A 13,950-nucleotide genomic window follows, 5' to 3' on the forward strand; every position below is an offset into this window, starting at 1 on the left:
TTGCATGCTCCTGTCTGTCATCGTCGTGAACTTCCCGCTTGCGCGAGCGGCCGGCCAGGACATCCCGGTTGGCTCTTTTTCGCGTGGTTCGCTCTCGGACTGGAGCAGCCGCTCCTTCAAGGGCGAGACAAGGTACGAACTCGTCGAGGATGCCAGTCTGCGAACCGTCGTGCTCGAGGCAGCGACGAATGCCGCAGCGTCGGGCCGCTACCGAACGATCAGGATCGATCTGACAAAAACACCGTTCCTCAACTGGTCGTGGAAAGTGACTGGCATATTCCCGGGTATCGACGAAGGGCAAAAATCGGGTGACGACTTCCCCGCGCGGATCTACGTCGTCGTCGAGCGCGGCCTGCTCGGAACCCGGTCTCTCGCCCTCAACTACGTATGGGCGAGCCAACATGGCGCGGGAAGCGAGTGGCCAAGCCCCTACACGGCTCAAGTCCGCCTGATCGCGGTCGATAGCGGGCAAAAGGGGCTCGGCTCCTGGGTCCAATACAAGCGCAACGTTCAAGACGACCTGCGGAGGGTCTTCGGCGAGGAGATCGGTGAGATCGATGCGGTTGCGATCATGACGGATGCCGACGATCACAAGGGACGCGCACAGACCTTCTACGGAGACATCTGGTTCAGTCCGGAATGATGAACGCCACCCCGTCTTCGCTCAGGGAGCAGATCGCTCCGACAGGGTGACGCGTGTCCGACTGGCGACGGAGCAATACATGCGGGTAAAGGTCAGCGTCGCCATTTCGGTTTTCCTGCTGTGCTGCATTGCCGTCAGCGCGATAGCGGTGCATGTCCTGTGGCGGCGAACTGCCGACAGCAACAGTCGTCTTCTCGTGGCGACCCTCGACCACCAGATCACCGAAACCGTGCGCAACGAAGTGGCGGGACGCATCGAAAGCGCGGAAGCGGCGTTCGGTGCGGTTCGCACAATCTTCCTTCAGAACGTGATCGAGACGAGAGAGGCCGATAAACGCGAGTTCGTTTTCCTGTCTCAACTGCAGGCGCAGCCTTCGCTTTCGTGGGTCGCTTTCGGATGGCCCGATTCGACCTTCTTCGCCTCGCATAAGCTTGGCGACGGCGAACTGGAAATGATGGAGATTTACCCCAAGGAGGGCGCTTGGACCCGGCGCATCGACCGCTACAAGGTCGTGCAGGGCGACATCGAGTTCTACCAGCGGAAGTTCGAGTCCACCGACTACGTCGTTACTGACCACGCCTGGTATCAACAGGCCATCAACGCCAATGCGCCCGCGTGGTTCATCGTCACCGAGCACCCAGTCGCCACACGCACAGCGGCCGCCTTCGCCGGCCCCATCGACGTCTACCAAAGACGTCAGGGCGTGCTCGCCACGATGGTCGAACTCGATCGTCTCTCACGCTTCCTCGGCTCCCTTCAGGTTGCTCGCACCGGAGCCGCCTTCATCATGTCGTCCGGAGGCGACATCGTAGCCGGCCCAGACAAGACAGCCGACGAAGTCAATGGCGCCGATCTTGGCGGTCACCCCCTTTTTGGGGTCGCGCGTCAGCTCGGACAGCGTCTGGCGAGCCGCACGGAGGCCGGATCCGACGAGGCGATCAGGGTGAGCATCGTCGACGAGAGTGTGTCGTACAACGTCACCCTTACGCCGATCGACTTCCTCGACTGGCATGTTGCCGTCATCATTCCAGAAGCCGAGTTTCTTGCCGAGATCGATCGCACCACGGCCCGCCTGGCCTTCACGTTGCTGGCGCTCGTTGTAGTGGCGGGCATCGTGTCGGTGACGATTGCACACCGTCTTCTAACCGAGCCCCTTCGCGCGGTCGTTGAGGACCTGCGAGCTGTCGAGACCTTCGAACTGAACCGCATTGCGAAACGGCGTTCATGGCTGATCGAACTCGACACGCTTTCCGCCGCATTGGTTCGCATGGCAACCGGACTGAGCGCGTTCGCGAAATACATTCCCACCGATCTCGTCCGGACGCTGGTGACGGAGGGCATCGAGGCAAGACCCGGCGGGGAAATGAAGCCCCTCACCATACTTTTCGCCGACATCGCGGGATTTACCGGGATGTCCGAACGGCTCGGCAAGGATATCGTACCGGTGATCAGTGGCTACCTTGACCTCGCCTCGCAGGCGATCGAAACCGAAGGCGGCACCATCGACAAGTTCATTGGCGACGCCGTGATGGCCTTCTGGGGCGCTCCGCGCGGAAGAGACGATCACGCCATTGCCGCTTGCAGGGCAGCGCTGGGAATCTGCCGGGCCGTGGCGCTCAAGGGACCGAGAGACGATGCGGGCAATGCGCTCATTGTCCGGATCGGGATCAACAGCGGGGTCGCCCTCGTCGGCAATATCGGGTCCGCCACGCACCTTAGCTATACCGCCATCGGCGACGCCGTGAACGTGGCAAGCAGGCTCGAAACCGCCAACAAGCTCTACGGGACAGGCATCATAATGGGAGAAGAGGTCCGGAAGGCTGCTGGCCCCAACATCATAGTGCGCGAGCTCGATCGCATCGCCGTCTACGGCCGCGAAGGTGGCATCGCGATTTTCGAGCTTGTCGGCTTGTCCGGGGAGAAGCGGCCGTCATGGATCGATTCGTATGAAACGGGTCTGGAGCTTTACAGGGCGAGAAGGTGGTGCGATGCGGAGAGCAAGTTCCGGGAGACTCTGGCGGCCCGCGGCGATGATCCTTCATCTCGCCGGATGATCGCTCGTTGCCGTGCGCTGCAGGAGCAATCTCCCGATGAGACCTGGCAGCCGATCACAGTCATGGAGTCCAAATAGATGTCGAGGCAGCGGGCTTTCGGCCTGCTCAGGTCCGATAGCCTTCGACAAACCGGTGGTCGATCCAGCGCTTGAGCCACAGCGCTGGCGGTCCTTTGAACCAGAGCGGACCCCGCTGCATCAGCGCAGACGTATGCCCCAGCCCAATGATGGACAGGAAGCGTCGTTGCGGCGCGAATTCGGTCAGCGGTGTATCGCACAACGTTGCGCAGAGATTGGCAAGCAGGACTGGCGCCTGCCTGACGGCATAAACGCCAACGCGCGGTAAGGAAAACCCGTCGAACGCGACGCAATCGCCGGCTGCAAAGATCAAGGCGTCCCCAGCCGATCTCAGGTATTCATCGACGACCAGCGCGCCGTCGCCGGAGGTCGGCAGCCCAAGTCGACGTGTGAGGTCGGGCGGAACCAGGCCGGTTGCACTGATGACGACATCGCAATCATCCGACGTTCCGTCGTCGAAGTGGACACCACCCTCGCCCGCCATTGTGACGGTAACCGGCCAGCGAACCTCGATTCCCGATCTACGAACATGGCGCAGGAGCGCAGCCGCCGCACCATGTGGGAGCTGCTTCAATGGCTCGGATCGGTTGTAGATGGAGATTTGCATTCGTTGCCGGTGGAGGTCAGCCAGAGCGCGAAGATTGGCGGCAACCTCGACACCGGTAACGCCGCCACCGACGATCGCAACGCGCAGTACATCGCTGCCCGGGGATTGCCAGGCTTGCTCGATGCGACGCCGCAGCTCGACAAGCGAACGCACCGGTTTCACCGAATAGACGACTTGCCCCTGTGCGGGCAGCGGCGGCGGCCGACTTCCGAGATTGAGCGAGAGGAGATCAAAGGCCAACCGCTGCCCGTTGTCGAGCACGACTTCCCGAGCGTCCTTATCAAGTCCGATCATGGAGGCGCGGCAAAACACTGCGCCGGTGCCGGCTACGAGACTGGCTATTTCGACGCGAACTTCGTCTGGGCTGACGAGGCCGGCGAGCATTGCCGTCGCCATGCCCGAATACCAGAAGTCATCAGGCGCCACGATCGTGACATCAGACCGCAACCGAATGAGGGAGGCGACGTTCTTCAGGAGATGAAGGTGGGCATGACCGGCCCCGACAAGCACGACGCGTTTGTTCACAGGTGCGGACGCCCTTCGGCTAGCGCGACGGCAGATCTGGCGATGCTGCGCAGCCGCTCCGCCTCACCACCAGCGCGGGCCAGCACACGCAAGGCCATGACTGTGGACAGCATCAGCCTTGCCGTCGACCGTTCGTTGCGCGGAGACTGTCGCGATCTTGAAACGGAGAGCCGTTTCAGCGCACGATAGAAACCATCCTCGATTTCCAGCAGGCCCTCTTCGATCAACGTGGCGAACTCCGCATCCCATGGTGCGACCTCCATCGCGGAATTGATGAGAAGGCAGCCGCGACGGTCGCGCAGCGATGCCTTCACGAGATCGTCGAAGAAGGCCCGGATCCCACTGATCGGATCATCGCTGGCGTCGAGTTCTGCGATGCGTTTCCGCGCGTACGTGTCCACGTAAGCGTCCAGGCATCGCCGGAACAAGGAGCGCTTGTCTCCGAAGGCATTGTAGAGGCTGGCCCCGGTGATCGACATTGCACCGGCAAGATCCCGGACCGATGTTGCCTCGTATCCGCGACGCCAGAACTGGTCCATCGCCGCCTCCAGCGCTGTCGGCTGATCAAAAGCTCGTGGTCGCCCCATTTTGATCTCTCCTGAGTCGGACTGCGTCGCACTGCCCCTTGCCAACACAGTCAAGCTGTGCATTTTTTATATCGATCGCTCAAAAACGGCAACCTCTGCCGACATAGGCAAGAAAGGACGTCTGCAATGACCCCCTCGTTTCCCCACCTCCTTCCACGGCAGCCCGTACCGGATCTGCGGGTGCCGGTTGTCGGAGGACACACCTACGACATTCGGAAAGAGACACCGACGGCGTTCTCGCTGGTCGTCTTCTACCGCGGGCTCCATTGTCCGGTCTGCAAGACCCAACTGAAGGACCTTGACGCAAAGATCGGCGAGTTCGAGCGCCGGGGCGTGTCCGTCGTTGCGATCTCGACGGACGTCGAGGAGCGCGCAGTCATGACGAATCTTGATTGGCAATTGCCGCAGCTTCGCATCGGTTACGGCCTGTCGCTTCCGGCAGCGCGCGAATGGGGCCTCTACATCTCTCGCAGCCGTGGAAAGACCTCGCTTGGAATCGAGGAGCCGGAGCTGTTTTCGGAACCCGCGCTTTATCTGGTGCGGCCTGACGGCACCCTTTTCTTTGGCAGCGTCCAGACCATGCCGTTTGCGCGCCCTCATTTTTCCGACGTCCTCGGGGCGATCGACTACGTCCTGAAGACGAATTATCCGGCGCGCGGCGAGGTCGACGAAGTAACTTTTGAGTCTGCCGCCGCGAAATAGATCAAGAACGTAACATCCGGCGCCGTGAGTGGCGCCCGTGTAAAGGAAGCCGCTCGAATCATGCATAAAAATGGAGTTGCTCGCCGCCGGACAAAGACCGTTGGCGCTGTCCTCCTTCTCGCCGCAATCCTTGTCCTGGCGTTGCTCGCCCGGGATCATCTCGATCCAGCCGAGGTCGCGGCCAGGGTTGCATCCGCAAGAGACTGGATCGGACGGAATCCGGGTACCGCTGGGCTTCTGTTCGTGACTACGTATGTGATTGTGACAGGCTTGTCGCTGCCCGGCGCAACGGCTCTTACTCTCATCGGGGGTAGCCTTTTCGGCCTCTGGGTAGGAACCCTGCTCGTGTCCTTTGCAAGCACGATCGGCGCGACAATTTCCATGGTGGTTGCGCGCTACTTTCTCAGGAATTCGGTCGAGCGCCGCTTCCCCGAGGCTGTCGCCAAGGTTGATCGCGGCGTGGCATCCGACGGCGCACGCTATTTGTTCGCGTTGCGCCTCGTGCCAGTGTTTCCTTTCTTTCTCGTCAACGTGGCGATGGGCCTGACGCGCATGCCCGTCATTACCTTCGCCTGGGTCAGCCAGCTTGGCGCGCTCCCCGGGACGATCCTCTATGTGAATGCAGGTAACCAACTCGGCTCGATCGAAAACGCCGGCGACATATTGAGCCCACGCATCATTCTCGCGTTCGCCGCGCTGGCTGCGCTGCCGTTCGCCGCCAAGGCCGGGAGTGCCTGGTGGGGCAATCGAAACGCGCTGCGAAAATGGAGACGGCCTCGCCGCTTCGACTACAACTTACTTGTGATCGGCGCGGGATCGGCCGGACTCGTGACCGCCTATATCGCGGCAGCCGCCCGCGCTCGCGTCGCGCTCATCGAACAGGGGAAGATGGGTGGTGATTGTCTGAACACCGGCTGCATCCCGTCAAAGGCCCTGATCCGGTCCGCGAAGCTCGCCAAAGAGGGCAATCATCCCGAGAGGTTCGGACTCAGCGGACGGCTGGACCCTGATTTTCCTGCGATCATGCGCCGGATCGAGGCGTCGATCGCACGCGTTGCACCGCATGACTCGGTCGAGCGCTACAGCAGGCTCGGCGTCGATGTGGTCAAAGGACGGGCCAAGGTCATCGACCCCTGGACCGTCGAGGTCGACGGCAAGCGTCTGACCGCACGCCGACTCGTGCTTGCGACTGGCGCCGAACCGGCTGTCCCGCCGATTCCAGGACTCGCTGACGTCGAGCCTCTGACCTCCGAAACGCTCTGGGGCCTGGCCGAAATGCCGGAGAGGCTACTGGTCCTGGGCGGCGGGGCGATCGGCTGCGAGCTCGCCCAAAGCTTTGCCCGCCTCGGATGCAACACTACGCTTGTGGAAGCCCAGTCCCGGCTGCTCTCGCGTGAAGACGAGGAAGTCAGTGACGCGATGCGTGCCAGCCTCGAGGCCGACGGCGTGACGGTCATCACCGGCGCAGGCGTCCATTCATTCGAGCAGGGCGCCCAATCCCGATTTGCCGTGCTTTCCGACGACCAGCGTTTGTCCTTCGATCGTGTCCTCGTCGCGGTCGGTCGTCGCCCGCGCACACGGGGGTTTGGGATTGAGGAACTTGGTCTTCTGGATGACGGCCGCCTGATCGTCGACCAGCGTCTGCGGACAAGGCTCCCGACCATCTATGCCGCTGGCGACGTCATTGGCCAACTGCAATTCACGCATGCCGCCGGCCACTACGCCTGGTTCGCCGCGATGAATGCCCTCTTCGGCAATATCAAAACCTGGAAGTCGCAGACAAAGGCGTTCCCGATGGTGATCTACACCGATCCCGAGATCGCACGCGTCGGGCTGAGCGAGGATGAGGCGCGCGCGCGGAGTACCGCATATGAGGTTACCCGGTACGAGCTCGCTGAACTCGACCGCGCCATTGCCGACGGTGCGAATGAGGGCTTCGTAAAGGTACTGACGGTTCCGGGCCGCGACCGCATCCTCGGCGTCACGATTGTCGGTGCCCGCGCCGGCGACATGCTCGGCGAATTCACGCTGGCGATGCGGCATGGCTTCGGGCTCAACGCGATCCTTCGGACCGTGCACCCCTATCCCGGCTGGACGGAGGCGGCAAAGGCCGCGGCCGGAGAATGGCGACGGTCTCATATGCCGGGCTGGGCGATCAAACTGTCGGCCCGGATCCTTCAATGGCAAAGGGGGTGACCCGAATGTTCGATCGTCACTTTCAGCCCCTTCAGGAACGCCTGCTGGAGCCGCCGGCAGCCCGTCTCGCGCAAGCCGGAATCTCTGCCGACGCGGTTACCGTTCTGGGTTTTGTCGTGGGGCTCGCGGCTGTTCCATTGCTGGCGTACGACCAGTACATGATGGCGCTGGCTGTCATCCTCACCAATCGAGTGCTCGATGGCCTCGACGGCGTACTTGCGCGACGCACGCAGCCCACCGACCGTGGCGCATTCCTCGACATCGCGCTCGATTTCGTCTTCTACGCGCTGGTCCCATTCGGCTTTGCACTTGCCGATCCGGCCGCGAACGCTCTACCTGCCGCGACGCTGCTGCTCGCGTTTGTCGGAACCGGCAGCAGCTTTCTCGCCTTTGCCGCGGTAGCTGCACGGCGGGGCATGTCGTCCGCGGCCTATCCGGGGAAGGGCATCCACTACCTTGGTGGCCTGACCGAGGGAGCCGAAACGATCGCCGTCTTCATGGCGATGTGCCTCTGGCCGAGTGCGTTTGAAATCATCGCATACGCTTTCGCCGCGCTGTGCGGCCTGACGACGCTTATCCGCTGGTGGTGGGGCTGGCGAGCCTTCGCTGCCGATGCCATGAGCGATCGCCCGAAGCCGCCAGCCGCAAGAAAGACCCGACGGCACAAAACAACGGGAGTCGAGCTCACATCATGAAATGGAAGAGAAGAAGCGCACTTCTCGGTCTTTTGGCGACCGGAGTGGCTATCGTCTGCGGGCATGCCCTCGCCTACGCCTCCAGCACCTGGGACGAGATCGTTTCCAAGGCACATGGCCAGACGGTGTATTGGAACGCCTGGGGCGGCGATGAAAGAACCAATGCCTTCATCGACTGGGTCGGGCAGCAAGTGCAGACCCGACATGGGATTACGATCAGGCACGTAAAACTCTCTGATACAGCCGAAGCCGTCTCGCGCGTCATTGCGGAAAAGACAGCTGGCCGCGATGACGACGGTTCTGTCGATCTCATCTGGATCAATGGGCCGAATTTCTTGTCGATGAAGGAAAATGGCCTTCTCCACGGTCCGTTTGCCCAGCTGCTGCCCAACTATCGTTACGTCGATGTGTCGGGCAAACCTTCGAACGTCACGGACTTCACGATCCCGGTGGATGGGATGGAGTCGCCGTGGCGGCTGGCCCAATTCGTGTTCAACTATAACTCCGCCCGCGTGCAAGACGTGCCACGCACGATCAAGGATTTTGTGTCCTGGGCCAAGGCACACCCCGGCCGTTTCACACATCCTGACGTGCGCGATTTTATGGGAGCCACCTTTCTCAAGCAGGCGCTCATAGAGTTAGCGCCTGATCAGAAGAGGCTCCAGCAACCCGTCAACGACGAGGTTTTCGCTGAGGAGACGGCACCGCTCTGGTCCTGGTATGATCAGTTGAGGCCCGCGCTTTGGCGCGCAGGCGAGCAGTTTCCAGCGAACGGGCCGGCCGCGCGGCAGCTCCTCAACGACGGCGAGATTGATCTGTCCATGTCGTTTGACCCGGCCGAAGCGGCCGCGGCGATCGAATCGGGCCTGCTGCCCGACACCGTACGGACCTACACCCTGTCCGGTGGGACGATAGGCAATACGAGCTTCGTCGCGATCCCCTACAACTCGCCCCACAGGGAGGCGGCCATGGTGGTGGCCGACTTCCTGCTCGAACCGGCAACCCAGGCGCATGCACAGGATATCCGCGTGCTTGGCAGCTTCACTGTTCTTGCCGTCGAAAAGCTGCCGGCGGATCAGCGCCGGTTCTTTGCCGAACTGCCGTCAAGCCCGGCGCTCCCCACCAACGCGAACCTCGGACCGGTGCTTCTCGAGCCCCACCCGTCCTGGATGACAAGGATCACAGACGAATGGATGCGGCGTTACGGCGGATAGGGTTTCAGCCACGCGGCCTTGCCCCGTTCTTGCCGAGGCTACGTTTGCTGCATTTGGTCGGCGCCGTCGTTCTTGGCGTGCTTGGTGCTCCGATCGCGGCTGGCCTTGTCTTCACGGTCCTGCCCTCGTTCGGCTATCTGCCGTCGATCGGCGGCGACAGGTTGAGTCTGCAGCCATGGCGGGATCTTTTCGGTACGCCGGGCTTCGCCGCCAGCCTCGGTCTCACGGTTTCGACCGGCTTGGCTGCGACCGTTCTCGGCCTGGTCCTGTCATTCGCCTTTTGTGCGGTCGTGCACGGACGTATGCGCGAGCGCGGCGCTGATGGCCTGCTCGCTCCGCTGCTTGCCGCACCCCACGCAGCTATGGCGATCGGACTCGCGTTCCTGATGGCGCCGAGCGGCTGGCTGTTTCGGATCACGAGCCCCTGGCTGACGGGATATGAGGTGCCGCCCGATCTCGCGACCGTTCAGGATCAATGGGGAGCGGCGCTCATCATCGGACTGCTGATCAAAGAACTGCCTTTCCTGCTGATCGTCATCCTGGCTGCCCTGAACCAGATTCCGGTGGATCAGCAGATGCGCGCGGGGCGTGCGCTCGGCTACGGACAGGGCATCGTCTGGATCAAAATCGTTGCCCCGCAGGTCTACGCGCAAATACGCCTGCCCGTTTTTGTCGTCCTGGTTTTTTCGCTCTCCGTCGTCGACATGGCATTGATCCTGGCGCCGACCAACCCCCCGCCGCTGTCAGTCGTCGCCTTCAGATGGTTCATGTCGCCCGACGTCACGCGATTCCTGCCCGCCGCGGCCGCAGCCACGCTTCAGTTGGTGATGGTCGTCGCTGCGGTCGGGCTTTGGCGCCTCGGCGAACGAGGCATCGGATGGGGTGGTCTCTGGTGGACGACGCGGGGTGGCCGTGGCGTAACGGGCGAGCCGGGTCTGAAGCTGGCCGCAGCTTTCGGGATGGCCGTCCTCATGCTGGGGTTTGGTTCTCTTGTCGCCCTCGCTATCTGGTCCGTGGCCTGGCGGTGGCCGTTTCCCGATGCCTTGCCGTCGACGTGGAGCCTCCACATCTGGAGCCGTCAGATTCATGCCCTCGCCTGGCCGTTCGGGAACACCGTGGCGCTGGCTGCCGTCACGACAGTGCTGGCCGCTCTGCTCGCGATCGTCTGGCTTGAAGCCGAAGATCGTGCGGGTGTTAAGCGAGGGACTGCAGTGTTCCATCCGGTCTACGTCCCTCTGCTGCTGCCACAGATCGCGTTCATGTTCGGGGCCCAGGTGCTCGTCGCGAAAATCCGGATCGACGGTACTTTCCTGGCCGTGGCCTGGGCGCACCTCCTGTTCGTGTTTCCCTACGTTCTGCTAGCGCTCGCAGATCCCTGGAAGGCCCTCGATCCCCGCTACGGGCGGTCCGCGGCGGCGCTTGGCGTATCGCCGAGCGCCACGTTGATACGGGTCAAACTACCCATTCTGCTCAAGCCGATTCTGATCGCGTCAGCAATCGGCTTCGCCGTCAGCGTCGCCCAATATTTGCCGACGCTTTTCGTCGGCGGTGGACGCGTCGCCACGCTCACGACCGAGGCCGTGGCGATCGCGAGCAGTGGAGATCGCCGCGTCGTCGGCGTTCTGGCCTTCCTGCAGATCCTTCTGCCCTTGGCCGTCTACCTTGCGGCCCTGCTCATCCCGCGCATCGTATTCGCCAATCGGCGAGGACTTGCGAGGCGATGACGAACGCGCTGATCATTCGTTCGGCAACGATTTCGATCGGAGGCCGGATACTTGTCTCGAACCTGAACCTCGTCGTCGAACCGGGCACCGCGGTGACGATCATGGGGCCAAGCGGATCCGGAAAGTCCACCCTGATCGCCTTCATCGGCGGGCATCTGGATCGCCCCTTTCACGCGACTGGAAGAGTTCTGGTCGGCGAGCGCGACGTGACGGAATTGCCTCCCGAGCGCCGCGGCATCGGCATGCTCTTCCAGGATGATCTCCTCTTTCCGCATCTTTCCGTCGGTGCAAATCTCGCTTTTGGCCTCCCGGCATCCAAAAAGGACCGCCGTGTGAGACGAGCGCACGTCGCGCAGGCACTCGAGGAGGCAGAGCTGAGCGGCTTCGAGGAAAGGGATCCGGCGACGCTCTCGGGCGGTCAGCGCGCACGCATTGCCCTGATGCGGACGCTTCTGGCAGCGCCGAAAGCGCTGCTCCTCGACGAACCTTTTTCGAAGCTCGATTCGGAGCTGCGGCGCGACTTCCGCCGCTTCGTGTTCGACCGGGCGACTGCCGATCGGCTGCCCGTGCTGCTCGTCACTCATGATCCAGATGACGCCGCAGCGGCCAATGGTGAGATACTGACGCTGGGACCTCAGGTTGAATAGATCTGTTTCCGCGGAAGCCGCCGGCCGCCGCGCCAGCCTGACAGTCGGGTAGCTTCCGATGGTCGTAGTCTATTGACGAACCAGTCCTTCTTCCGTGTGGAGAACCCCGTCCGGCTCGAAGGCGAAGAATGCGAAGGCAAAGGTGACGGTGTGCTGGACGTCCTCACCGTTGCGCTGCACGGTGATATTTCCGACCTCGGCGCCGCGCGTGATATTTGCCGTATCGAGCGCCGAAACCTGTCCCGGCCGCCAGCCGATACTGAGGTCGCCTGCCCCTATGATGCCCTTGGTCCGCACCAGGGGAAGGGTCCAGGCTTCCTTGCCCACCACTACCACGCGCATCATTGCAGGGACGTTTTCCGGCAAGGCGCCGGAGAACAGGAACGGCCGAGCTGCCTGGTCGTAACCGACATAAGGATTGCTTCCGTAGGCGCGAGAATCGGGATCGTTGGGGACCAGCACGCGCCCCTCGGGCGCCCGTTTACGGAAGCTCTCCCAGGATTCGAGACGCGACGGCAGCATCCTGAGCGTACGGCCGGCCAGTTCACCGACGATCGCTTCGCCGCCGAATTGCTGCCACCAGGTTTCGGTCTGGCGGTCGTACATGACGAGATCCGAGTGGCGCAGCTTGCCGGTGGTGCCGAAGTCGAGCGTCCGCCCGTCCAGGCGCCGGTCGAAGACGATGCCGGTGTTGCAAAGCGGGCAATAGGTCACCGTCACGGGAGTGCCGGCAACCACATCATTGACGATCTCGTGCCACATCATCACGCGCAGCGGATAAGCCCGCGCGTCCGCGGCAAGCACGATTGAAAGGACGGGTTCCTGGGGTGCAAGAACGTCGACCTCAGCGACCGGGATGAACTTCGGGTCATCGATCGACGGGATGCCGTCCTTCGGCGGCCCTCCCGAGATGATTTCCGAAAGATCGACCGTCGTTCGAGAGAAATCGGTTCGCGGCCACTCTCGCTTCCATTGCTGCGCGATATCGTCGTCGGCGCGGGCGGCCGGCACCAAAAGAAGGGCTGCTAAGAATCCAATGACCAGGTTCCGCAAGTCGGTCATCACGTTCCACTCCGTCGCGCCCATCCTCGTAGCCGGGACTGTCCTGCGATAATGATTCGCTTGAGCAGTTCTGAAGGTTACGCGGTGGCCGTGCGGGATGACGATGGGCACTATATCTGGGTCTTCCTCAAGTTGTGTGGTGCTGCTCATACTTGCCGCCATATCCGCACGTTTGGACCGTTTGAAGCACGCATCGTGCGTCGCGCGGTCGCTGAACCGCTCAGAATATCCACTTTGGGGCTCTGTTTCGGGGCCATCACACAATTTGAGGAAGACCCCAATTAACTGCCAAGCTACAGAAACCGATCCGCATCCGCCGGAGCCAATACCTCAACAACCGGATCGAGCAGGACCACCGGCGCATCAGGCGCCGCATCCGATCAATGCTCGGCTTCAAGTCGCCGAAGAGCGCCGTCATTATCCTGTCCGGCATCGAGATGATCCACATGATGCGCAAACGACAGGCAAGGTATGCCTACAATCCCAGGCCGTCGATCGCCGAACAGTTTGATATCCTCGCCGCCTGACGGATAGGCCGACGCGGACGTTCATGACCTCAGTCCAACGTTGCGACAGAACCTGATTTCTAGGCCGCCAATTTCTCTGTCATTTCTGCGATAGCATAGACCTCGTCGGGTGTCCTTCCGGCGAAGGTCGAGTGTGGGCGTCGCCGGTTATAGTAGTCGATCCAGGAACCGATGCCGCTGCGGGTTTCGCTGCCGGTCTCGAAGGCGCTGAGGAAGACGCACTCATATTTGAGGCTGCGCCACAGCCGCTCGATGAAGACGTTGTCCATCCAGCGGCCGCGCCCGTCCATGGAGATGCGGATTCCGGCATCCTTGAGCGTGGTCGTAAAGGCGAAGCTGAGCTCCGTCGGACGGGGACACGATTGTGAGATCAGCGATAGATCGCATTGTGCCGATGTCCTCCGTCGCATGATGAGAGGTTCCGTAAAAGCCGAGCGAGATGCCGGTATGATGTCCCACGAGGCGCACCGGCTGGCCGCCGTAGGCAACGTCCATGCGTATCTGTTCGCAGGCTAGAAGACCGAGGAACGAGGCGAAAGTCGCCACGAATGGAATCACTCCGGTCGTTGCGATTCCTGCGGCGGTCGAGACCATGTTCTGTTCGGAAATGCCGAATGAGACGTAGCGGTCGGGGTATGCGGCTGCGAAGCGATTGAGGCCGTTGGAGGCGGTGCAGCTTCAACAGGCTGG

At 62.1% G+C, this 13,950-nt stretch carries 12 protein-coding genes and 3 pseudogenes; 9 read left to right on the forward strand and 6 right to left on the reverse strand.

The window, feature by feature from the left end:
- The first annotated feature begins 4 nt into the window (after positions 1–4).
- A complete protein-coding gene (locus IQ26_RS10685; protein ID WP_145716634.1) occupies positions 5–643 on the forward strand; it encodes a DUF3047 domain-containing protein in 639 nt (212 codons plus the stop codon).
- Here IQ26_RS10685 and IQ26_RS40325 read toward each other — a convergent pair.
- Entirely contained in the window at positions 630–1,001 is a 372-nt protein-coding gene (locus tag IQ26_RS40325) for a hypothetical protein (RefSeq protein ID WP_240547055.1), read from the reverse strand. The genes IQ26_RS10685 and IQ26_RS40325 overlap by 14 nt on opposite strands.
- Positions 1,002–1,154: 153 nt before the next feature.
- Here IQ26_RS40325 and IQ26_RS10690 point away from each other — a divergent pair, with 153 nt between their 5' ends.
- Complete coding sequence (locus tag IQ26_RS10690; protein ID WP_240547056.1) at positions 1,155–2,774, forward strand: adenylate/guanylate cyclase domain-containing protein; 1,620 nt, start codon at positions 1,155–1,157, stop codon at positions 2,772–2,774.
- A 28-nt stretch (positions 2,775–2,802) separates the two neighbouring features.
- Here the strand turns inward: IQ26_RS10690 and IQ26_RS10695 are convergent, their stop codons facing one another.
- Both IQ26_RS10695 and IQ26_RS10700 read right to left on the reverse strand, forming a co-directional pair.
- Complete coding sequence (locus tag IQ26_RS10695) at positions 2,803–3,906, reverse strand: NAD(P)/FAD-dependent oxidoreductase (protein ID WP_162457921.1); 1,104 nt, start codon at positions 3,904–3,906, stop codon at positions 2,803–2,805.
- Entirely contained in the window at positions 3,903–4,493 is a 591-nt protein-coding gene (locus IQ26_RS10700; protein ID WP_162457922.1) for a TetR/AcrR family transcriptional regulator, read from the reverse strand. Before IQ26_RS10700 ends, IQ26_RS10695 begins: the two co-directional genes overlap by 4 nt.
- A 126-nt stretch (positions 4,494–4,619) precedes the next feature.
- Between IQ26_RS10700 and IQ26_RS10705 the strand changes: the two genes are divergently transcribed.
- From IQ26_RS10705 to IQ26_RS10730, 6 genes are all read left to right on the forward strand, one after another.
- Positions 4,620–5,195: a peroxiredoxin-like family protein gene (locus IQ26_RS10705; protein ID WP_145716643.1), complete on the forward strand. Its 576-nt coding sequence runs from the start codon at positions 4,620–4,622 to the stop codon at positions 5,193–5,195.
- Between the two features lie 270 nt (positions 5,196–5,465).
- Positions 5,466–7,391 (forward strand): FAD-dependent oxidoreductase, encoded by a 1,926-nt coding sequence (locus IQ26_RS10710; RefSeq protein ID WP_240547057.1) that lies wholly within the window; start codon positions 5,466–5,468, stop codon positions 7,389–7,391.
- Positions 7,392–7,396: 5 nt separating this feature from the next.
- On the forward strand, positions 7,397–8,086 hold the full coding sequence (locus IQ26_RS10715) for a CDP-alcohol phosphatidyltransferase family protein (RefSeq protein ID WP_145716647.1): 690 nt from the start codon (positions 7,397–7,399) through the stop codon (positions 8,084–8,086).
- Positions 8,083–9,300 (forward strand): ABC transporter substrate-binding protein, encoded by a 1,218-nt coding sequence (locus IQ26_RS10720; protein WP_145716649.1) that lies wholly within the window; start codon positions 8,083–8,085, stop codon positions 9,298–9,300. The genes IQ26_RS10715 and IQ26_RS10720 overlap by 4 nt, the downstream gene beginning before the upstream one ends.
- Positions 9,276–11,024: an ABC transporter permease gene (locus IQ26_RS10725; protein WP_208760134.1), complete on the forward strand. Its 1,749-nt coding sequence runs from the start codon at positions 9,276–9,278 to the stop codon at positions 11,022–11,024. Before IQ26_RS10720 ends, IQ26_RS10725 begins: the two co-directional genes overlap by 25 nt.
- Positions 11,021–11,671: an ATP-binding cassette domain-containing protein gene (locus IQ26_RS10730; protein ID WP_145716651.1), complete on the forward strand. Its 651-nt coding sequence runs from the start codon at positions 11,021–11,023 to the stop codon at positions 11,669–11,671. The genes IQ26_RS10725 and IQ26_RS10730 overlap by 4 nt, the downstream gene beginning before the upstream one ends.
- A 69-nt stretch (positions 11,672–11,740) precedes the next feature.
- On the opposite strand, the gene IQ26_RS10735 is transcribed toward IQ26_RS10730, so the two are convergent.
- Complete coding sequence (locus IQ26_RS10735) at positions 11,741–12,733, reverse strand: DUF3179 domain-containing protein (protein ID WP_208760135.1); 993 nt, start codon at positions 12,731–12,733, stop codon at positions 11,741–11,743.
- A gap of 299 nt (positions 12,734–13,032) precedes the next feature.
- On the opposite strand from IQ26_RS10735, the pseudogene IQ26_RS10740 reads away from it, so the two are divergent.
- Positions 13,033–13,260, forward strand: a pseudogene (locus tag IQ26_RS10740) (DDE-type integrase/transposase/recombinase); the annotation flags it as partial.
- Positions 13,261–13,319: 59 nt separating this feature from the next.
- Here IQ26_RS10740 and IQ26_RS10745 read toward each other — a convergent pair.
- Positions 13,320–13,589: pseudogene (locus IQ26_RS10745) on the reverse strand (integrase core domain-containing protein); the annotation flags it as partial.
- A 4-nt stretch (positions 13,590–13,593) separates the two neighbouring features.
- Positions 13,594–13,926: pseudogene (locus IQ26_RS10750) on the reverse strand (transketolase family protein); the annotation flags it as partial.
- Positions 13,927–13,950: the final 24 nt, after the last annotated feature.

Source organism: Mesorhizobium tianshanense, assembly GCF_007830515.1.
Classification (GTDB): Bacteria; Pseudomonadota; Alphaproteobacteria; order Rhizobiales; family Rhizobiaceae; genus Mesorhizobium; species Mesorhizobium tianshanense.